At 67.2% G+C, this 21108-nt stretch carries 18 protein-coding genes; 3 read left to right on the forward strand and 15 right to left on the reverse strand.

The annotated features are described in order from the left end of the window. Nucleotides 1-150: 150 nt before the first annotated feature. Nucleotides 151-780, forward strand: a complete 630-nt coding sequence (locus GP2_RS07475) for a GNAT family N-acetyltransferase (protein ID WP_040526605.1) — start codon at nucleotides 151-153, stop codon at nucleotides 778-780. Between the two features lie 608 nt (nucleotides 781-1388). Here the strand turns inward: GP2_RS07475 and GP2_RS07480 are convergent. Together GP2_RS07480 and GP2_RS07485 are read right to left on the reverse strand one after the other, a co-directional pair. Continuing rightward, nucleotides 1389-3113 (reverse strand): ABC transporter ATP-binding protein, encoded by a 1725-nt coding sequence (locus GP2_RS07480; RefSeq protein WP_083900211.1) that lies wholly within the window; start codon nucleotides 3111-3113, stop codon nucleotides 1389-1391. Nucleotides 3114-3144: 31 nt separating this feature from the next. Further along, on the reverse strand, nucleotides 3145-4998 hold the full coding sequence (locus GP2_RS07485) for an ABC transporter ATP-binding protein (RefSeq protein ID WP_083900212.1): 1854 nt from the start codon (nucleotides 4996-4998) through the stop codon (nucleotides 3145-3147). A gap of 113 nt (nucleotides 4999-5111) precedes the next feature. Between GP2_RS07485 and GP2_RS07490 the strand changes: the two genes are divergently transcribed. After that, entirely contained in the window at nucleotides 5112-5744 is a 633-nt protein-coding gene (locus GP2_RS07490; RefSeq protein WP_006899883.1) for a GNAT family N-acetyltransferase, read from the forward strand. Between the two features lie 619 nt (nucleotides 5745-6363). Here the strand turns inward: GP2_RS07490 and GP2_RS07495 are convergent. The 7 genes from GP2_RS07495 to GP2_RS07525 all read right to left on the reverse strand — a co-directional run bounded on the left by GP2_RS07495 (nucleotide 6364) and on the right by GP2_RS07525 (nucleotide 13994). Then, nucleotides 6364-8169: an ABC transporter ATP-binding protein gene (locus GP2_RS07495; RefSeq protein ID WP_006899884.1), complete on the reverse strand. Its 1806-nt coding sequence runs from the start codon at nucleotides 8167-8169 to the stop codon at nucleotides 6364-6366. Then, nucleotides 8162-9952, reverse strand: a complete 1791-nt coding sequence (locus GP2_RS07500) for an ABC transporter ATP-binding protein (protein WP_174320707.1) — start codon at nucleotides 9950-9952, stop codon at nucleotides 8162-8164. Before GP2_RS07500 ends, GP2_RS07495 begins: the two co-directional genes overlap by 8 nt. Nucleotides 9953-10141: 189 nt before the next feature. Next, nucleotides 10142-11260 (reverse strand): hypothetical protein, encoded by a 1119-nt coding sequence (locus tag GP2_RS07505; RefSeq protein ID WP_006899886.1) that lies wholly within the window; start codon nucleotides 11258-11260, stop codon nucleotides 10142-10144. Continuing rightward, entirely contained in the window at nucleotides 11257-12129 is an 873-nt protein-coding gene (locus GP2_RS07510) for a carbon-nitrogen hydrolase family protein (RefSeq protein ID WP_006899887.1), read from the reverse strand. The genes GP2_RS07505 and GP2_RS07510 overlap by 4 nt, the downstream gene beginning before the upstream one ends. A gap of 47 nt (nucleotides 12130-12176) precedes the next feature. After that, nucleotides 12177-12869, reverse strand: coding sequence for a class I SAM-dependent methyltransferase (locus tag GP2_RS07515; RefSeq protein ID WP_244941203.1), 693 nt, complete (start codon nucleotides 12867-12869; stop codon nucleotides 12177-12179). Between the two features lie 98 nt (nucleotides 12870-12967). Beyond that, nucleotides 12968-13477 carry a DUF2505 domain-containing protein gene (locus GP2_RS07520; protein WP_006899889.1) on the reverse strand — a complete coding sequence of 170 codons (510 nt, stop codon included), beginning with the start codon at nucleotides 13475-13477 and terminating at the stop codon, nucleotides 12968-12970. A gap of 10 nt (nucleotides 13478-13487) precedes the next feature. Next, entirely contained in the window at nucleotides 13488-13994 is a 507-nt protein-coding gene (locus tag GP2_RS07525) for a DUF2505 domain-containing protein (protein ID WP_006899890.1), read from the reverse strand. Between the two features lie 38 nt (nucleotides 13995-14032). Here GP2_RS07525 and GP2_RS07530 point away from each other — a divergent pair, with 38 nt between their 5' ends. Continuing rightward, complete coding sequence (locus GP2_RS07530) at nucleotides 14033-15139, forward strand: UDP-N-acetylmuramate dehydrogenase (RefSeq protein WP_006899891.1); 1107 nt, start codon at nucleotides 14033-14035, stop codon at nucleotides 15137-15139. A 69-nt stretch (nucleotides 15140-15208) separates the two neighbouring features. On the opposite strand, the gene GP2_RS07535 is transcribed toward GP2_RS07530, so the two are convergent. From GP2_RS07535 to GP2_RS07560, 6 genes are all read right to left on the reverse strand, one after another. Then, nucleotides 15209-16309: an alpha/beta fold hydrolase gene (locus GP2_RS07535; RefSeq protein ID WP_006899892.1), complete on the reverse strand. Its 1101-nt coding sequence runs from the start codon at nucleotides 16307-16309 to the stop codon at nucleotides 15209-15211. A 57-nt stretch (nucleotides 16310-16366) separates the two neighbouring features. Then, nucleotides 16367-17194: a MerR family transcriptional regulator gene (locus tag GP2_RS07540; RefSeq protein WP_006899893.1), complete on the reverse strand. Its 828-nt coding sequence runs from the start codon at nucleotides 17192-17194 to the stop codon at nucleotides 16367-16369. 6 nt (nucleotides 17195-17200) lie between these two features. Continuing rightward, nucleotides 17201-17497, reverse strand: a complete 297-nt coding sequence (locus GP2_RS07545; protein ID WP_040526618.1) for a DUF2516 family protein — start codon at nucleotides 17495-17497, stop codon at nucleotides 17201-17203. A gap of 133 nt (nucleotides 17498-17630) precedes the next feature. Further along, nucleotides 17631-18989 (reverse strand): histone H1-like repetitive region-containing protein, encoded by a 1359-nt coding sequence (locus GP2_RS07550; protein ID WP_006899895.1) that lies wholly within the window; start codon nucleotides 18987-18989, stop codon nucleotides 17631-17633. A 68-nt stretch (nucleotides 18990-19057) separates the two neighbouring features. Then, complete coding sequence (locus GP2_RS07555) at nucleotides 19058-19570, reverse strand: helix-turn-helix domain-containing protein (RefSeq protein ID WP_006899896.1); 513 nt, start codon at nucleotides 19568-19570, stop codon at nucleotides 19058-19060. Between the two features lie 178 nt (nucleotides 19571-19748). Next, nucleotides 19749-21089, reverse strand: a complete 1341-nt coding sequence (locus GP2_RS07560) for a DUF445 domain-containing protein (RefSeq protein ID WP_040526607.1) — start codon at nucleotides 21087-21089, stop codon at nucleotides 19749-19751. Nucleotides 21090-21108 lie beyond the last annotated feature (19 nt).

Below are 21108 nucleotides of genomic sequence, written 5' to 3' on the forward strand. Positions count from 1 at the left end.
GCCACTTTTCCGACTACTACCGCGAGCTGGTCAGTCGCTTGCCAGGCTGTGTAGAGAACCGTCGGCCGGACACCCTGAGGATGTATGCATTCACCGCAGTTTCAGGCGCGCATCCGGGGCCGACGACCGGGGCGAGCGTGATATCTGTTGATGATGCAGACGATCCTCGAGAGCGTTGCGGGATCGCGCCGCCTGACCGTGGACGACAAAGATTCCACCCTCGACCTCCTCGAAACCTGTTTGCAGGAGGTTCCGGTGTATCGCTGGTTCCTGGGCGAGGGAGCTTCGCCCGAAGCCTATCGGTGGCTGGCACAGGCGATGTTCGAGATGAACATCCATGGACTCCATGGCGTGTTCGATTCGGACGAGCTCATCGCGCTGGTGGCGGTGACCGAGCCGGACGCACCCCCGGTGACGGTCTCGGAGGAACTGAAGGCACTCAACCGTCACTACATGACGTCAATCCACGGCTTCGTCGACAGGTTTCGCGAGTTCGGTCAAGTCTGCGTTGATGCCGCCGTACCCGGCGCCATCGACATCCCCATCAACGCCGTCCACCCCGACCACCGGCGCCGCGGCCTCTCCGTCCGACTCATCGAACCCGTACTCGAATACGCTCGCCGCAGAGGGGTACCGGTCACCGGCAGCACGACACATCCACATATGTCGGCGTTCTACTCCGAGCGGGGCGGTTCGATGTACTCGGAGTACAAACTCACCGGAGGTCCCACTCTGTGGATGCATCGATGGGACCCGCCGCTCGCCGGCACATCGGACTGATTACGGTTCGCCATATCTGAGCAGACCAGGTTATCGAAAGCAGCCACCCAATCGGTGATCTCAGCTCGAAGATGTCCGCGACCGATGCTCACCGGCCCGTTCGCCCGTGGCGCGAAAGCCCCAGCCAAGAAACAGAACCGCCTCACGACCTGGTCGTGAGGCGGTTCGGAGGGGATCAAACGGACAAACGTCAGTCCGCGCCGTTGGAGCCGTCGCCGTCGGCGGAACCCGTCGCCGTGTCGAGAAGAAGCTCGAAGAGCTTGTCGGCGATCGAGTCCTCGATCGAATCTCCGATATCCGTCTTTGCCATGCTGGTCCTCCGCGGGGTGGGTGAAATTTCAAACAATGAACGTCCGGCCCAATCGGTTCGAACGATTCGGCCGGTACGTTACCTCACTTATGGCTTACCCGCCATCAAACCTGGTTCTTGTCGCGGGTTTGCAGATCAAACCTCACGATCCGGGCATTCGATACCTAAATCGCGACATTGCATCGCAGGAAAGTTGGACAATCGTCCATATATCATTGCCTATTGTTACATTCCGGCGCGATTTGCGAGGTGCGTTCCACCCGTGTCCGTTGGCGACACTCACCTCGAAACCGACTCCTCACACCACGCCACACCTACGCGCATAGGTACCGCCGGCGGCCAACAGTTCGGTATGGGTACCGCACTCGACGACTCTGCCGTCCTCGAGCACCACGATCTGATCGGCGAGGGCCGCAGTCGCCATTCGGTGGGTGATCACCAGAGTCGTCGTCGACCTGCGCAGCCGATTCAACGCTCGTTGGATCAGCAGTTCCGTCCGGGGATCGGCGGCGCTGGTGGCCTCGTCGAGGATGAGAATCCGCGGAGACGCGGCGATCACCCGCGCCACCGCCACGAGCTGCTTCTCCCCGGTGCTCAAGTTCTCCGATTCCTGACCGACCACGGTATCGATGCCCTGAGGTAGCGCGGCCACGATCTGTTCCAGGTGGCCGTCTCTCAGTGCTCTCCGGATCGCCTCCTCATCGGCGTTTCCGTACGCGATGTTGTCTCGTACGGCCCCGGTGAAGAGCCACGGATCCTGGGTGACCACAGCCATTCCGGTGCGAACCTCACGGGCACCCAGTGCGGCGATGTCCTCGCCGTCGATCGCGATCGAGCCGGACGTCGGCCGATAGAAGGCCTGAAGCAAGTTTGTCAGCGTCGTCTTCCCCGCCCCTGTCGAACCGACGACCGCGGTCGTCGTACCGGACGGAATCGTGAAACTGACCGAATGCAACACTTCGGCGTCCTGATAGGCGAAGGACACATCGGTGAACACGATCTCCGGCGGCCTTCGGTGGCGCCCACCGGATTCGACACCGCTCGCCGCGAACTCCCTGCCCGAGTCCTCTTCGTCGGCCTCCTCGAGGACCTCTCGAACCTTTCCCGCCGAGACCATCCCCGACTGGATCTTCTGCACGAATCCGGCGAGCGAGCGGACAGCGGAGATCAACTGCTGCGAGAACAGCACCGCCACCTGCGCCGCGCCCAGACTCAGACGCCCGTCGACGACCATCATCCCGCCGAAGACCGCGAGAATGACGAAAACGACCGCGTTGATCGCGGTGAGCAACGGCCCGAGGGTCCCCGCGACCCACTGCGACGAACGCGTCGAGTCGAAAAGCCGGTCGTTGAGCACGTCGAAGCGTTGAAGTGCCACCTGCTCGGCACCGTTCGCCTGCAGCATGCGCCGCGTACTGAGCTCCTCCTCGACATGCCCGGCCAGTGCAGCTGTGGTGGTCCACCGGTCCTCGAGAAGCGGACGTGCACGACGTGCGACCATCGTGGACACGAAGGCCGACACCGGTGCCGCGGCGAGCGCGACCATCGCGAGGAGAGGAGAGATGAGGAAGAGAACCGCGGTCACCACGACCAGCGTGAGCAGGTTGGTGGGAACCGTGATCAAGACGGGCGCGATGACCGTCGCCGCGTTGTCGGTGTGCGCGGTCAGTTTGCTGACGAGAGCGCCCCGCTGCGTCGTCTCGAAGTAGCGCAACGGGAGGCGGTGAACCTTGTCCTCGATGCGTTCACGCAGGTGCGCGATCGACCGTTGCACCCCGACGGTCAAGAGCTGGCCTTGTAGCCCTGTGAAGCCGGCGACGGCGACATAGATCGCCGCCTGGATGACGAGGAGTTGACCGAGCCGACTCCAGTCCAGACCTGACGTCCCGGTCGTGCCTTCGACGATCACGTTGGTGATGGCACCGAAGAGAAGCGGCCCGACCACGCTCCCCACCGCGGCTGCGATCGCCAGGGCAGAGACGGCGAGCGCCCGGCGGCGACTGAACCGAAGCTGCCCCAACATCCAACGAAGCGGTCCCTGCGGGCTCGTACCGTCAGCCACCGGTCACCGCCTGGGCATAGGCGATCTCGCGGTAGATCTCGTTCTCTGCGCGGAGCGTCTGATCGGTGCCCAAAGCCACCAGCCGGCCGGCTTCCAGCACTGCGATCACATCTGCATGACGCACCGATGAAACCCGCTGCGCGGCGATCACGATGGTCGCCTCCGGAGCAGCCCGACGAAGGTTGGTGATGACCTTCTGCTCGGTCTCGACGTCGAGCGCGCTGAACGGGTCGTCGAGCACGTACAACACCGGCCGTCGCAGTACCGCCCGGGCGAGCGCCAGACGCTGGCGCTGTCCGCCGGAGAAATTGCGACCTTCCTGCGCCACCCGCGCCGCAAGCCCGTCGGCCCTTTCCTCCACGAACACTCTGGCCTCGGCCACCTCGAGTGCAGCCCACAGTTCCTCGTCGGTGGCGTCGGGCCGCCCGATCCTGAGATTTTCGGCGATCGTTCCGGTTACCAGAGAAGCACCTTGTCCCACAAAGGCCGACCGGGCACGCAACCATGCCGGATCCAGTGCTGTCACATCGAGATCGTCCCAGCGCACGACACCGTCCACCGGATCGACAAATCGCAACGGCAGTGACAACAGGGTCGACTTGCCGCTCCCGGTGCCGCCCAGCACGCCGGTCACCTTCCCCGGTGCACACGTCAACGAGACACCTTCCAGGGCAAGGCCTTCGGCACCAGGTAAGCCTACCGAGACGGCGTCGAAGTGCAGGGCCGGTGCCGGCCGCTGCTCCTGGGGTCGCGGATCACCGGGTTCGATCACGTCGGTGTCCAGCACCTCGGTGATCCGGCTCGCACTCGTCACAGCTCGCGGTAGGACACCGGCGACCACCGTGAGAAGCGAGATCGCGAGTAGCAGTTGGGACAGATAACCCACCGACGCCGCGATCTGTCCGATCTGCATCTGCCCACGGTCGACGAGCAGCGCACCCAACGCCGATACGGCGACCGTGGCGAGGTTGGCGACGATGGTGACGACGGGCAGCATCAGCACCTGGATTCGCCCCACATGCAAGGCCGTCCGGGTCAGTTCGTCGTTGTGGACCGCGAATCGAGACATCTCGTGGTCCTCACGACGAAACGTCCTGATGACCACGATGCCGCGGAGTTGTTCTCGCAAGACACGGTTGACGGAGTCGAGCTTCTTCTGAAGGCTTGTCGCCCACGGAATGAGCTTTCGCACGATCGAACCGACCAGCACTGCCAGCAGCAGCCCCGCCACGAGGATCACCGGCGCCAACTGCCACGCCTGGGACAGGGACAGGGCCAGCGCCCCGAGGAGCGTGAGGGGAGCGATCGCCACGACGGTCAGAACGATGAACACGAAGGACTGGATCTGTCCGACGTCGCCAGTCGCGCGGGTGAGGAGGCTGGACAGGCCCACGTCGGCCACCTGGAGGTCGCGCATTCGCCCGATTCTCCGGACCACCCGACGCCGTAGGTCCCGCGCGGCTTTCGCGGAGATGTGCGACGCGGTGTACGTGGCACCGATCGAGAGAAAGAGATTCGCCGAGGCCACGGCGAGCATGACCCATCCCAAGGACTTGATCGTCCTCACGTCACCACTGAGAATTCCGTCATCGATGATTGCAGCATTGAGCGCGGGTTGCAGCAGTGCAGTGAGCACACTGGCCACTTGGAGGAGCACCAACACCGCCACCAATCCGGCGGAATCGGCGAGCGCGAAACGCACCAGTCGCCACAGAGCCCGTGTGCTGCCGCGGATCGACGAACGAGTGGCCGATATCAAGGATGAAACACTCCGAACTGATTCTGAACCGTAAGGACTGGCGGCCCAACCATCCGAGGTCGCGAAGTGGGTGATCTCGAAGGCCATCAGGCGGTCTGGAGTCTACATCCCACCGCCACGGCGACAGCGTGACGAGCCGATTGCCGATCGGGATTCCTTTCCGTCCGTTTCGGATTTTTCCTGCGTGATATTTGTTGACCATGCAGACGATCCTCGACGGCGTACCAGGCTGCCGCCACCTCACCGAAGACGACAGAGAGGTCGCACTCGATGTCCTCGAGCGTGGCCTACGGGAGGTGCCGATCTATAGCTGGCTGTTGGGAGCCGATTCCCCGCCCGAGGTCTACCGCTGGTACGGCCGGGTCATTTTCGAGGAGAATCTCCGGTATCTCTATGGCGTGTTCGAGTCCGACGCGCTCATCGCGCTCGCGCTGGTCACCGATCCCGAAAAGCCATCGGCCGCCGAGCCGGTGTCGGACGAGTTGATGATGCTCAACCGGCGGTACGCCACGAGCGTCGACGGCTTCCCCAAACGATTCCATGAGCTCCGCGAGGTGGGCGCCGACGCGGAAGTGCCCGGCGCGATCGACGTCACCCTCGAACTCGTGCTTCCCGAGTATCGACGCCGGGGGATCAGCGCCCGCTTCCTCGACGCGGCGCGGGAGGCGGGGCGGCGCATGGGGGTACCGGTCACCGGTAGCACCACCCACCTCCACATGTCGAAGTTCTACTCCGAGCGGTACGCACCGATCCACGCAGAATTCACCCTCACCGACGGACCGACGGTGTGGGTGCATCGCTGGGACCCGCCCGGCCCTTCCACCGTGGGCTGATCTCGACCGGATGGTCGGGCAGAGGGCCCCGTTCGAACAACAAACCGCCCCGCATCCGACGGATGTGGGGCGGTTTGTAGGGGATCTACGCAGTCCTCAGGACTGCGAGGTGGCCGCGTCGAGCGAGCCGGCAGCGAGCCCGAGGATCACGTCGGTCACGACTTCGGTGAGATCGATTTCGATGCTGCTCATGGGGTCTCCTTCATAGGATCGGTGAGAATTTCGGGGGGATACAGCCGCCTTGTTCTCACCTCGGCGGCTCGGAGCAGAGATTACATATCCATCTCGACGGTGTCCCGCGTTCATCAACCCGCCACGTCACGAATATTGATCACCGACAGCGCATTCCAATTCAAATGCGCAGCTCAGGACGCCTCGCGACGTCAGAAAACAAATTTGTCTGGACATTCGTCCAGCTTTCCTTCTTCACTATCGGCGTTGTGGCAACCCACAATTCACCATCTTGAATAACCTTCGGGCGCCAAGCCTGGTTGTGCGCGACGCCGGAAGCCCCCTGTGACCACTCCCCAGAAAATGAACATCTGTCCCAGTCAAGAGTCCGGAAATATCGGGTTCTTCACACAAAGTGTTGCGCGCCAGACAATTCGACTCCGTTCGATCACACGACGCCACACCGGCGCGTGTAAACCCCTCCGGCAGCGAGCAGTTCGTCATGTGATCCCACCTCGACGATCTCGCCGGCCTCGAGGACGACGATCTGGTCAGCGAGCGCGGCGGTGGCCATGCGATGGGTGACGACCAGGGTCGTCGTCCCGGTGCGCAACCGATTCAATGCCCGCTGGACGAGCAATTCCGTTCGCGGATCGGCGGAACTGGTGGCCTCGTCGAGAATCAGGATGCGCGGCGACGCCGCGATCGCGCGCGCGACGGTGACGAGCTGCTTCTCGCCGGCACTCAGGTTCTCCGATTCCTGGCCGATCACGGTGTCGAGGCCGTCCGGCAGGGCGGCCACGATCTGATCGAGGTGTCCGTCGTGCACGGCCCGCGCCACCGCGGTCTCGTCTCCGGCGACCCCGTATGCGATGTTCTCCCGGACCGTCCCCGTGAACAGCCAGGGCTCCTGGGTGACGACCGCCATTCCGGTTCGTGCCCGATGCGCTCCGAGGTCGGCAACGTCCTCGCCGTCGATCGTGATGGACCCGATGGTGGGTCGATAGAACGCCTGCAGCAGGTTGGTCAGCGTCGTCTTGCCCGCCCCGGTGGAGCCCACGATGGCGGTGGTGGTCCCGGGCCGCAGTCGCAGGTTCACGCCTTTCAGTACCGGCGCGTCAGCCGAGTAGGCGAAGGACACATCGCGGAAGACGATCTCCGGTGGATTCCGATGCCGGCCCATGTACTCGAATCCCCCGCCTTCCGGACGACTCTGGACCGCGTCGTCGTCGGGCGCCTCCAACACCTCCCGGACCTTCGACGCCGACACCGTTCCCGACTGGATCTTGGTCACGAACCCGGCCAGTTGCCGGACCGCGTTCGTGAGCTGCTCGGCGAAGATGATCGCGACCTGTGCGGCGCCGAGGCTCAGGGTTCCGTCGACCACCATGAGTCCACCGAGCACCGCCAGGATGAGGAACACCACGGCGTTGATCGCGGCGAGCACGGGGGCGAGGCTCCCTGCGGTCCACTGGGCGGAGCGCTCTGATCGGAACAGGCGCTCGTTGAGCGCGTCGAACCTGCGTGCCGCGACCGCCTCCGCGTTGTACCCCTGCAGCATTCGTCTGGCACTCAGGGTCTCCTCGATGTGTCCGGCCAGCGCTGCCGTGGTGGTCCATCGGGTCTCCTGGTGCGGGCGGGACCGACGTGAGATGTAGGACGCGAGTGCCGCCGACACCGGCCCCGCCACGAGCGCGACCAGGGCGAGCACCGGCGACAGGACGAACAGGACCGCCGTCACCACGACCAGCGTCAACGCATTCGTCGGGACGGTGACCAGCACCGGCGCGATCACCGTCGACGCATTGTCGGTGTGGGCGGTCAGCCTGCTGACCAGCGCGCCTCGACTGGTCTGCTCGAAGTAGCGCAGGGGCAGTCGGTGGATCTTGTCCTCGATGCGCGTCCGCAACATCGCCACCGACCGCTGCACGGCCCGGGTCAGGAGTTGCCCCTGCGTGTAGGTGAGCGAGGCGGCCAGCAGATAGACGGCCAACTGGATGCCGAGCAGCGTCCACAACCGCTTCCAGTCCATCACGGCGCCGTCGCCGACGGTCCCGTCGACGATGACGTTGGTGACAGCGCCGAACAGCATCGTCGCGAGCACGCCTCCTCCGGTGGCGCCGATCGCGCACAGCGAGATCGTGGCCGCCCGAGCACGCCCGATCCGGAGCTGGGCCATCAACCACCGCAGCGATCCGGCCGCGGTGTCGACACCGGGGGCCGAGGTCGCCGTCGAGTGCCCGGCGTCAGACATCGATCACCGCCTGGGCGTACGCGATCTCGCGGTAGATGGCGTTGTCGGCACGCAGGGTCCGGTCGTCCCCTGTCGCCACGAGGCGGCCGTCCTCGAGGACACCGATCACGTCGGCGTGGCGCACCGACGACACCCGTTGAGCCGCTATCAGTATGGTCGCCTTCGGCTGAAGGTCTCGGAGCCGCCGGATGATCAGCGCCTCGGTGTCGACGTCGAGTGCACTGAACGGGTCGTCGAGGACGTACAGCGACGGCTTGCGCAGGACGGCGCGTGCCAGCGCCAGACGCTGGCGCTGCCCGCCGGAGAAGTTGCGGCCCTCCTGCGCGACGGCCGCCCCGAGTCCGCCGGACCGTTCCCGCACGAAGTCCGCGGCGGCCGCGACCTCGAGCGCCGCCCACAACTCGTCCTCACTCGCGCCGGGACGGCCGATACGCAGGTTGTCCGCGACGGTGCCGGTGATCAGCGCCGTGCCCTGTCCGACGAATGCCGAACGTTCTCGGACCCAGGCCGGCGCCAGGAGACGGATGTCGCGACCGTCCCACGACACGATGCCCGATGACGGATCGGCGAATCGCAACACCGTCGAGAGCAGAGTCGACTTCCCGCTGCCCGTACCACCGATGAGACCCGTCACCGTCCCCGGTTCGCAGATCAACGAGACCGCGTCGACTGCCGGGGCCTCGGCACCGGGAAAGGCGACGGTCACACCATCGAAAACGATCGCGGGCGGTCGCGAGTCGTTCTCGGTACCCGGGTCTCCCGGCGCGAGCGTCTCGGTGTCGAGAACGTCGGTGATGCGCCCGGCACAGGTCACCGCGCGCGGGAGGACGGCGGCGATCGCGGTCAGCATCGAGACGGCCAGCAGGATCTGCGCGAGGTAGCCGATGGTCGCGGTGATCTCCCCGATCTGCATGTGGCCGGCGTCGGCGAACAACGCACCCAGGGCCGACACCGTCACCGAGGTCAGGTTGGACACGATCGTGATCACCGGGAGCATCAGGACCTGGATGCGCCCCAGATGCAGCGCGGTCCGGGTCAGCTCGTCGTTCTCGACCGCGAACCGGGCGCGTTCCCGATCTTCCTGCCGGAAGGTCCGGATGACCGGGATACCCCGCAGTTGTTCACGAAGCAGACGGTTGACCCGGTCGAGGCGGCCCTGAAGTCCCGCCGCCCACGGCATCAACCGCCGGATGAACACCGCCACGACGACTGCCAGCAGGCCCCCGGAGACCACTATGACCGGCGCCATCCGCCAGCCCTGTGCGAGGGACAGCGCGAGTGCGCCCACCAGCATCAGGGGAGCCGTCACCACCATGGTGAGCGAGATGAACAGGAAGCCCTGGATCTGCCCCACGTCGTTGGTGGAGCGGGTGAGCAGGCTCGACAGACCCACCCGCGCCACCTGCGGGTCGGTGAAGGCGGCGACCCTCTCGTCGAGCCGCTTTCTCAGATCCCGCGCGGCAGCCGAGGAGATGTGGGAGGCGAGATAGGTTGCGCCGACGGCCACCCCGAGATTGACCACCGCCACCGCAAGCATCGCCAGGCCGACGAGCTTGATGGTCTCGGTGTCGCCGCGCAACATGCCGTCGTCGATGATCGCGGCGTTCAGCGCCGGTTGCGCCAACGAGGTCAGCACCGCGGCGACCTGGCACACGGCGAAGCCCAGCACGGCTCCTCGACGCGTGCGCAGCGCGCCACCGATCAGCGCGAGCAGTGCCCGCACCTCGCCTCTGCTCAACGAACGACGCTCAGGCACCTCGCTCGTCGAGCGGCTAGTGGTCATTGCGCGAGATCACTCCGAACCATGCGGCGAAACGGACCTGACGACGATCGGCCGCACGGTGAGAACCGCGCAGCCGAATCGACAGATCTGTTTATCACGTCGGCCCGGGCCCCGGAATCGGAAACCGCGTCGGGACGAGCCGGCAAGACACGGAGCGGGTCTCGCGCGCGGGCGTCGCGCCCCGCTCGATCAGACGCAGCTGCTCTGCTGGTTCTCCCCGGTCATCTCGCTCGTCAGCTGCACGTCCGACCCGCTGATCGCGAAGTCCAGTCCGGTGTCGGTCACCTTCAGCCGATCGACCTTGACCTCGTCGAAGAACGAGCTGAGTGACGATTCGGTGATCTGATCGACGATCTGCTGGGCGAAGTCCGGCGGGATGCCGAACACCAGCGCGCTGGCCTTCACGACCTCGAAGTCGACCCGGCCCTCAGGGGTGGTGACCGGCTTGATCGTCGCCGACACCGGGACCGCGAAGAACATCACCGGGAATGCGGCCTGCACCTCGAACGTGCCGTTCGTGGCATCGCCGGTGATCTCCTCGACCGTCGCCGCCTGGGGCGCGCCGTTCCCGGTCCCCTGGCCGGCGGCCTGGGCATTCTCCTTGCTGAGTTCGACGATCCGCTCGAAGGGGATGAAGCCATGCCCTTCCAGGCTGCGGATGTCGGTGGTGGTGCCCTCCCCCTTGATTCCGTCGGCGCGCATGTGGAGCCGCATGGCATCGGGCGAGTCGTCGTCCTTGGTGTCGACCTGGACGAACGGCACTCCGCCGGTGCCCTGCAGGATGATCGGTTTTCGGCTCAACGACACCGACGTGGGGACGCCGGTGAGGCCGCTGAACGACTGCTCGAGGCAGTTCGTCACCTTGTTGCGGAGGTAGAGCTCGCTGCCGACCGCGGCGATGACGCCGACGAGGAGCACCGCGACCAGGCTGAAGGCAACGATCTTGCCGGTGCTGCGACGTTTGCGGGGCGAGGTCAGCACCGGGCCCGTGCCGGTCGGTGCGGGGTCGACCGGACCGCTCGACGTGTCGGCGAAGGGCTCGTCGCCGGGGCCGAATTCCGTCGTCGGCGTCGGCCCCGGGGCACCGGAGAAGTCGGTGGTGTCGGCCTCCGATGGCGGAACCTTCGAATACGCCTGCGGCGTCGGGGGAATCGGGCCGGTCGGGAACTTCTCGGTCGGGAACGGCTCGGCGTCACCGCCTGCCACCGGGCGCCACTCGTCCCCCTCGGCGGGAGTCCGCGGCGATTCGGGGCTGCTGTGCGGCTCGTCGGGGGCCGCGCCCTCCTCGGGGATCTTGTCGTCGCTCATTGGTTCCGTCCTCGGTCATCGGCCTGATGGAGCGGTTCGCCTGCGGCTGCGGGGTCGTGCTCCCCGCCGCCTGCGGGCAGTTCCCGCTCGTTGGCGAGTACCGCCAGCAGCGTCCGGGCCTTGTCCACCACTCCCAGATCGAGTTCGTGGACGTCGACGCGGACCGCCTCGTCGTATGCGGCGACCACGGTACCGAAGGGGTCTGTGATTTGGCTGTGTCCTATGCCGGTGGGAGCGCCCGAGGAGGCGACGGCCTCGTCGGTGGGCCGGGCCTGGCCGACCGCCGCGACGAAGGTCGTGGAATCCAGGGCCCGGGCCGTCGCCAGGATCTGCCACTGGTGCAGCTTCCCGGGACCCGCGCCCCATGAGGTGGGAACCACGATCAGCTGGGCGCCGCGCCGCGCGAGATGGGTGAACAGCCGTGGGAAGCGGATGTCGTAGCAGGTCGCGACGCCGACGCCCACCCCGTCGACGTCGAACACCAGCGGGCTCGAGCCGGGCGCGACCGTCTTGGACTCGGTGAATCCGAACGCGTCGTAGAGGTGCAGCTTGTCGTAACGCAGGCGGGTTCCATCCGGGCCGGCCACCAGCACGGTGTTGAAGACCCTCCCGTCGTCGGACGGGGTGAACATCCCAGCGACGACGGTCACGCCGGCCGACTCGGCCGCCTCGGAGACCCCGCGTGCCCAGGGGCCGTCGAGGTCCTCGGCCACGGGTTCGAGCGGGACGCCGAACCGGCACATGGCGGCCTCGGGGAACACGACGAGCCGGGCGCCGCGGGATGCAGCATCGGCGGTCGCCGCCCGCACGGTCTCGAGGTTCGCGTCCGGATCGCCGGACGAGCTGATCTGGGCCATTGCCACACGCATGAGGGCAACAGTAGTGGCCGAGCCGGTACGACTCACCTGTGTCGAGGTCAGGGGGCCACCACGTCCCACGGAACGGTCAGCACGTTGTCGCTCAACCGGCGCCGCGGGACCACGCACGCGACTCCGCGATCACGCAGCAGCTCGAGCGCATGGCGCCACCGCACGCGGGGTCCGTAGGGTGCGAGCGGGGCGGCGGTGTCCCAGCACTGGTCTGCCAGTTGCAGCAGGTCGTGGATCCGCTCCCCCGCCACGTTGCGGTGGATGAGCGCCTTGGGCAGGCGCGGAGCCACGTCCGACGGCCGCTCGGAATGGGCCGGCGCCCAGCTGAGGGTCAGGCTGACCGGCCCATTCGCGTCGAGCAGCACCCACGTACAACGACGGCCGATCTCGTCGCAGGTGCCCTCGACGATCACGCCGTCGGGATCGATGCCGGCCCGCAGCTGCGCCCAGCAGCCGGCGACCTCGGCCTCGTCGTACTGGCGGAGCACGTTGAAGGCGCGGACGACGCGGGGGCGCAGGCCCGCCAGTTCGAATCCGCCGAGGGCGAAGCGCACGCCGTCGCGCGGTTCGACGACCCGGGCGGGGTCGATCTCGAGCCCGACCATCTCGAGGTCGGGTGCGACGCGGCGGAGGCGTCCGGCCATCTCGACGGTGGTGTCGGGGCGGGCGCCGTAGCCGAGGTCTACGACGAGTGGGCGTGCGGCGTCGAGCGCGGTTTTCACGGCGGGTTCGTGCGTCATCCACCGATCCACGCGGCGCAGCCTGTTGATGTTGGTGGTTCCGCGGGTCACGCGGCCGACCGGCCCTCGCCCGGGACCTCGCCCGGCGAGGGCGGCGTTCACAGGTTCTTGTTGATCCAGTCCTTGGCGTATTCGGCCTCGGCCCGGAACAGGTCGACCAGGTTGATGAGGATCATCTGCTCGAGCTTGCCGTTGACGAACGGCACGAAGACCTTGGCCTCACTGGTCCGGCGGATCGTGGCGCCCTCCTCGGTCGCGAACAGCTCCTGCCACCCGTTGAGGCTGCCCGGCCCCGCGGGGATCGACGCGCTGTAGGTCCCCTTGGTGTTGTCGGGGTCGAACGGGCCGAGCGTCTCCTCACGGGTGATGACCATGTCCTTCTTCATCACCGTCTGCGCGAGCGGGGGCAGCTGGTCGCGCCCGATCGTCTGCTTGAGGACCACCCGGATGCCGGTCTCGTCGGAGCTGAAGGAGGCGACCTCGCAGTGCGGCGAGATCATCTGGAATCCCGCCATCATGTCTTCCCAGTACTGCCGGATGCTCTGCGCTTCGTAGAGCTTCTCCGCGGGCTGAGGATAGCGAGCGGAGTAGCTGAGACGTCGTGCCATGCGAACCAGGCTACGTCAGCGGATTTTCCGTCTCCCAATCGACGGTGTGACCCCGCTCATGGTCGAGCAGGCCGGAGAGCTCGTCGATCACCGCTTTCTCGATCTTCTTGCCGAACAGCGGGAGGTTCACCGACACCTCCGCGGAGCAGTCGCTGGAGGCGGGGTCACCGCTGGTCACGATGCGTCCCGTGACGTTCACCGGCACCGGCGCGCCCTCGACGGTCGCGTGGATGTCACCCTCGATCCTGCCCTCGACCAGGCGATACGTGTTCTTTCGCGGAATCCGGAGATCGCCGGGCATCACCTTGGTGACGGCGGAGGGGAGATGATCGGCCGGGATGCCCTGGTTCATCTCGACCGAGACCGTGTCACCCTCGATGCTCACCTTCTCGACGTGACCGTGCCCGGAGTTCATCCGCTCGACCAAGTCGTGCCAGTACTGCTCCGTGGTGTAGATCTCCCACAGCCGCTGGGTCGAGATCGGGTAGGACACCGAGTGGGAAAGCTTGCTCGCCATGAGAAGAACGCTACCGCGCGCCGGTTAACGTTTAGAGCGTGACCGACACGCAGGCGCCCCGAAGCGCTCCCCTCGCCGAGCTGACCACCCTGCGGCTGGGCGGACCGGCCCGCGAGATCGTCCGTTGCGCCGACACCCGCGCCATCGTGGACGCCATCTCCGAGCTCGACGCCCGGTCCGAGCCGGTGCTCGTGATCGGCGGCGGCTCCAACCTGGTGATCGGCGACGCCGGGTTCGACGGGACCGTCGTCGTCCTGGCCAGTGACCGCATCGAGTTCGGCACGGACCGGGAGTCCGATCGCGCCCATGTCGTCGCCGACGCCGGGGTCAACTGGGACACCCTGGTCGCCGCGACGGTCGACGCGGGCTACGGCGGACTCGAGTGCCTCTCCGGCATCCCCGGGGCCGCCGGTGCGACGCCGGTGCAGAATGTCGGCGCCTACGGCGTCGAGGTCGCCGACATCCTTCGCTCGGTCCAGGTTCTCGACCGCCGATCGGGGACGTTGCGCTGGGTCGCTCCCGCCGAGCTCGGGCTTGGCTATCGGACCAGCAACCTCAAGAACCGCGACGATTTCGTCGTCGTGGCCGTGTCCTTCTGGCTCAACGACGACCGCCGGAGCCAACCGATCCGATACCGCGAGCTGGCGTCCACCGTGGGCGTGGAGCCCGGCGAGCGGGTCGACGCGGTGACCGCGCGTGAGGCGGTGCTCGGTCTTCGGCGCAACAAGGGCATGGTCCTGGACCCCGACGACTTCGACACGTGGAGCGCCGGCTCGTTCTTCACCAACCCCATCGTCCCCGGCGACGACGCGCCGGCGATCCTCGATCGCATCGCGGCGCGGGTCGGCGAGGACGTCAGCATCCCGACCTACCCGGCGGGACCGCAACCGGGCGAACCGGCAGGGGCACACGCGATCAAGCTGTCGGCGGGCTGGCTCATCGAACGCGCGGGCTTCTCCCGCGGTCACCCGGGACCCGACTCACCGGTGCGCCTGTCGACGAAACACACACTCGCACTGACCAATCGGGGATCGGCGACGACCGAGCAGTTGCTCACGCTGGCCCGACAGGTGCGCGACGGCGTGTTCGACGCCTTCGGCGTGACGTTGAAGCCCGAGCCGGTCTTCGTGAACTGCTCGCTGTAAGGCCGCAAGACCGTCTCGTGCGGCCGACCACTCGCGCCGGAGCGCGGGGTCCGCCGCGAGGAGTCACCGTCAGCCGGCCGGCCGCACGGCCTTCTCGTTGCCCGAGACCTGCTCGACGAGTTCGTCGAGCATCTCGTTGAAGCGCTCGGCGGCCTCGATGCTCGACATGTGACCGACGCCCTCGTAGACGACCAGGTCACGCATAGATCCGTTGCGGCGCAACACTTCCGCCATCTGCTCGGCATGCTTGACCGGGGTGAGCCGGTCCTCGGTGCCGACGACCACCACGGTGGGGACGGTCAGCGCCCGGAGCCCGGCGGTCACGTCGAGCTTGCCCATCGCCGCGCCCCATCCCGCGCGGGCGCGCGGCGGACAGCTGCTGACCATATCGTCGACGAAGTCGACGTGTGATCGACGGGCGTTCGGGCCGAGGGCCATGTACTGCGCGAAGCGCACCCCGGCGGAGGTCCGGGGGATCGGCATCGGAACCGCGGTGATCGCCTTGGTAGCGAACGGTGCGAACGGCCGGGCGTAGGCGGGCAGATCGACCGGCACCAGCCCGTGGTTCTCCATGACGGCCTTCGCCGCGGTCGACACGAGCACGACCGCCGACACCCGGGTGCCGACCTTCTCCGGGTACTGCGCGGCCCACGACATAAGGGTCATGCCGCCCATGCTGTGGCCCACCAGGATCGCGCGACGGCCCGCCGGGACCGTGGCCTCGAGCACCGCGTCGAGATCCTGTCCCAGCATCGCGACCGTCGGCCGGGCGCGTCCCCGCTCGCTGCGGCCGTGTCCGCGCTGGTCGTAGACGACGACCCGGCGGTCTCCGGCCTCGGCCGTGATCAGGTGGTTGATCTGCGGATACCAGTACGCGGTGTTGCAGGTCCAGCCGTGGACCATGATGAAGATGTCGCCGGTGGGGTCGTCATCGTCGGCGCCGTAGACCTCGACGTTCAGCCCGGTTCCGTCCGGCGTGCGGACCACCCGGCGACGCGGCTCGCCCGCCGGCTTCGACAGCAGCTCGTCGGGCCCGTCGTCGACGGCGATGTCGGTCCGCAACGCCTCGCGGACGATCCCGCCGAGGACGGTCCCGATGCCCACAGCGACCGCCCCGACACCGACCGCTGCCGCGATCCCGCCCGCCTTCGCCAACGACTTCGTGTTCACCGGCACTCCTCGCGCTCGGGCGGGACACACGACCCGCCCCTCGGGGGACGCGTCGAGTCAGCGTCCCGTGTCGGTGTTCAATGTACCAACGTCTGTTGTCTCATTATCGGGGTCGGTCTGTCCCGCGGGCCGGCCCCCGCTCTCGACGGGGATCGTCTCGTCGTCGCGGGCGGCGTCGAAGTACGTCGCGGCCTCGCCGATCGCCTTGGAGATCTGCTCGTCGAGAGCCTTCCGGAACGTCGTCTCGACGATGTCGTGCGCCATCGGCCGGACCGTCTGGATGAGGTCGGCCATCTTGCTGACCCCCTTCTCACCGAGGTCTGGCAGGTTCTCGTCGAAGTATTTGTCGGTGATGATCCCGACGAAGCTCTTGGCGACGTCCTCGAGGTCCTCCTGGACGCGCACCCAGCGGTCGAGCAGCAGTTCGAGGTCGACCCCGGCCTTGACCAGAACCTCGGCGCCCTCGAGGAGTTCCGGGTTCTTGATCGCGTAGTGGGTTCCGTCCTTGACCAGCAGGCCCAGCTTCTGGCTGAGCGCGATGGACCGGTCGGTGGCGTTGAGCGTCTTCTTCAGCTCGGCGATGGTGATGGTCGCCGCGCGCTTGAAATTGCGGAACCGGCCGCCCTTGGGCGAGCCGCGCAGGACCTGCTCGACGCGCATGCCGTGGTGGGCGGCGTGCAGGAGCTCGCTGATCGTCGCGAAGGTGTACCCGCGCTCGAGCATGCGGGAGATGAGGTTCAACCGGACCAGGTGCTGGTCGGAGTACCAGCCGGCGCGGCCGCGGATGGTCGGCGGCGGGAGCAACCCGCGGTCCTGGTAGACGCGGATGTTGCGAACGCTGACGCCCGACGCCTCGGCCAGGTCGTTGATCCGATACTCCGCCACCGGGGATCAGGCCCTCTTGCTGAACCAGGACTTGCCCTGGATGTCGTCGACGCGCTTGCGGACATCGACCAGGTACACGAGCATCGCGACCACCCCGACGATGTACAGCAACGACGGGGCCTGGAAGAACCAGATGAACAGCGTCGCAGCGGCCAGGATGGAAACCCAGATCACCTTGCTCTGACGGTCGACCGCAGGGAAGGCGTCCGACCGCTGGATGGCCGCGTGGATCAGACACACGACCGCCGCCACGCCCGCGACCACCGTCAGCGCCCACAGGATGAGATTCTGACCGGCCGCCATCACCGTGAAGAAGTCCACGCCCACACTGTAGTCGCGTGCGTCACGCTTGTATCAAAGCCCCGCGCCGAAGCGCCCCGGACGAGGCGCGGGCGGCGGGCCACCCGAACCACCTCCCGGCCGGCAGACGCGGTGGTCAGTCGGTCTTGGGTGCCGACTTCTTGGCAGGCGACTTCTTCGCCGGGGCCTTCTTCGCGGGCGACTTCTTGGCCGCCGTGCCCGTGGTTCCGGCCGCCTTTGCCGCCATCGTCGTGGCAGTGGTGCGCTTGGCCGGGGCGCTCTTGGCCGGCGACTTCTTGGCGGTGGCCTTCTTCCCGGCGGCCTTCTTCGCGGCCGTCTTCTTTGCAGCGGCCTTGCGTGCCGTCGCGTCGGACGCCGCGGCCTTCGACTCGCTCGCCCTCTTGACCGGGGCCTTCTTCGCCGGGGCCTTCTTGGCGGCCTCCGCGGTGGACTTGGCCGCCGCCTTCCGCGCCGGGGTCCGCTTGGCGGCCGCACGATCGGCGGCAGCCTTCACCGCGGCCGCCTTCTTGGCAGGGGCCTTCTTGGCGGGGGCCTTGGTCGCGGTCTTCTTCGCAGGCGCCGGGGAGGTCGCCGTCTTGGCGGGCGTCTTCGTCCCGGTCGTCGCCGGAGCCTCGTGCGCAGCCGTCTTCTGCGCAGTCGGCCGCTCGGCCGGGGTCTTCTGCGCAGTCGGCCGCTCGGCCGGGGCCTTCCGCGCCGGAGCATTCGGGGCCGGGGCCTTCTGCGCGGTCGACGTCGACTCCGCCGGTACCGCCTTCTTCTCTGCCGGCGCCTCCACGAGCTTCGCGGCGGCGGGCGGCTCGGGTTGGCTGCTGTCAGCGAGACCCGCGAGCCGCAATGCGCGTTCCCCGACTGCCCGGGTCTGCTCGGAGATGGTCCCGAGCGCCTCTTCGGTCAACCCGACCGCGTCGTTGTAGACCTTCTCCAGCTTGGGCAGGTTCGCCTCGACGACGGGCTGGGACACCAGCTTCCCGACCGCCTCGTCCCGGCGCTCCGACAACGCGGTCAGCAGGCCCGCCGCGACCGCCAGATACGCCTCGGCGACCTTCCGCAGCTCCTCGGCGGAGAACCGGGCACGCAATTCCTCGATCTCCACCGGCAACTCCACCGGAAGGGTCGACAGTTTCGACTTGGCCTCTTCGAAGAGCGCGAGCGCAGTCACGAGGGCCTCGTCGATCTTCGCCTGGGCGTCGTCACGAGAACCCTGGATTCGCGCCTGGGTCTGTTCGACGGTCTCGGCGAGCTTCGCCTGCGTCTGCCCGACGGTCTCGGCAAGCCTCGACTGTGTACTCCCGACAGCCTCGGCAAGCCTCGACTGGGTGCTTTCCACAGTCTCGGCAAGCCTCGACTGGGTGCTTTCCACAGTCTCGGCAAGCCTCGACTGGGCCTGCTCGGTCGCGGCCTCACCACGTTCGCGGACCTCGGCCAGCAACGCGGCCACCTGTCCCACTGCCGCTGTCAACGGGTTATCGCTCATCCAGGTTCTCCTCGGTCGGCTCTCGACTCTGTGTGACGGATCCGGACTCATCAGCGGCTGGGGCTCAGCTACTCATGGCCGTTCGACTCGGTGGCGTTCTCCTTGCGGAAGGACTCGTAGATCTCCAGCAGCATCTGCTTCTGGCGCTCGTTGATCGAGTCATCTGCGATCAGAGCATCCCGGACCGGACTCGCGGGGCGTTCTTCGAGAATTCCGGCGCGCACATACAGCACCTCAGCGGAAACCCGTAGGCCCTTGGCGATCTGGGCGAGGACGTCCGCTGACGGCTTGCGCAGCCCGCGTTCGATCTGGCTGAGGTAGGGATTGCTCACCCCGGCACGCTCGGCGAGCTGCCGGAGGGACACCTTCGCCGCCACCCGCTGCGAGCGGATGAAGGCCCCGATGTCCTGCGCGGCGTTGGTCACCGCGTCCTGAGCCGCGTTGGCCACGGCCTCGACCGCCTCGACGGCTCCCGCGGCGGCATTCGTGTCCCCGGTGGAGGCCTCCGGCCCGGACTCGCCGGACCCGGACCCGCCGTCGACATCTGCGTCGAGGGGGGCCTCGTCCTGCTCGCGCTTCATCACGCTCCGTTCACCAGGGTCATACGCCCGCGGGCCGCCACCGGCGGGTCACCGGCCGAGCCGGTGCCGCCACCTGCGTGTCACCCACGTACTCCCAGTATCGGCGTCGGTGCTAGCACGTGCAAGCACACTGCAAATCCGCGTGCGCCACATCGGCGCTCACCTCGTGCGGGGCGTCTCAGTGGAAGATCAGCACCGAGATCGTGTGGATCGCCAGACCGGCCAGCGCGCCGACCACGGTGCCGTTGATCCGGATGAACTGCAGGTCCCGACCCACCTGGAGCTCGATCTTGCGGCTGGTGTCGTCGGCGTCCCATCCGCGCACGGTGTCGGTGATGACCGAGATGATCTCCTGCGAGTAGTTCACGGCGACATGGTGCGCAACGCGGGCCACCCAGCCGTTCATCTTCTCCTGCAGCGGACGGTCGTCCCGGATCCTGGTGGCCAGCTGGATGATCGAGTCGGCGAGGGTGTTGCGCAAGGTGCTGTTCGGGTCGTCGAGCATCTGCTCGATGACGGCCTTGCCGGTCTTCCACGCGGTCGATGCCGCGCCGGTCACCTCGTCGCGACCGATCAGCTCGGTCTTGATGTTCTCGAACCGGGCGATCATCTCCGGATCGTGCTGCAGGTCGGTGGCGAACTTCTCCACGAATTCGTGCATGGCACGGCGTAGTTCGTGGTCGGGGTTGTTCTGCACCTTGTGGGTGAACTCGACGAGTTCGCGGTGGATCTTGTCGCCGACCAGGACGTTGACGAAGCGCGGTGTCCACTGCGGACCGTCGCGGTCGACGACGCGATCGATGAGGTCCTGGCTGCCGAGGGCCCATTCGTGGGCGCGGTCGCACAGCATCTGGAAGACCGGCTCGAGCCGGTCCTCGGCGATGAGCTGCTCCAGAATCCGGCCGGTCGGTGGCGCCCACTCGGGTTCGGCGGCCCACTTGAGCGCGGCCTGGATCAGCTGCTCGACGTCCTCGTCGCGCAGCATCTCCGAGGCCAGCTGGATCGCGCGGGCCGCCTCGGCGGAGATCCGGGGAGCGTTCTTCGGGTCGGCGACCCATGTCGAGAGCCGGCGGGGCAGGTCGATCTGCTCCGCGCGTCGCACCACGACGTCGGGGGTCATGAAGTTCTCCTCGATGAACCCGCCGAGCTGATCGCCGATGTCGTCCTTCTTCTTGCGGATCAGCGCGGTGTGCGGGATCGGGATGCCCAGCGGATGCCGGAAGAGTGCGGTCACCGCGAACCAGTCGGCGAGCGCGCCGACCATCCCGGCCTCCGACGCCGCCTGCACGAACCCGACCCAGGCGGCCACGTCGTCGCCGTCACGGTGCTCGATGAAGCGGGTGAGCAGGTACACGAGGGCCGCGAAGACGAGGAAGCCGGTCGCGACCGCCTTCATCTTGCGGAGGTCCCGGCGCCGGCGGGCGTCACCGGCGGAGTCCACCCCTAATCCCGGAGAGGACGGCTGCTCTCGGGCGCCGTCCGGATGCTCGGCGACTCCCGGGGTCACTGTCGATGCCATGGCACCAGTGTCACCCATG

Source organism: Gordonia paraffinivorans NBRC 108238 (assembly GCF_000344155.1).
GTDB lineage: Bacteria > Actinomycetota > Actinomycetes > Mycobacteriales > Mycobacteriaceae > Gordonia > Gordonia paraffinivorans.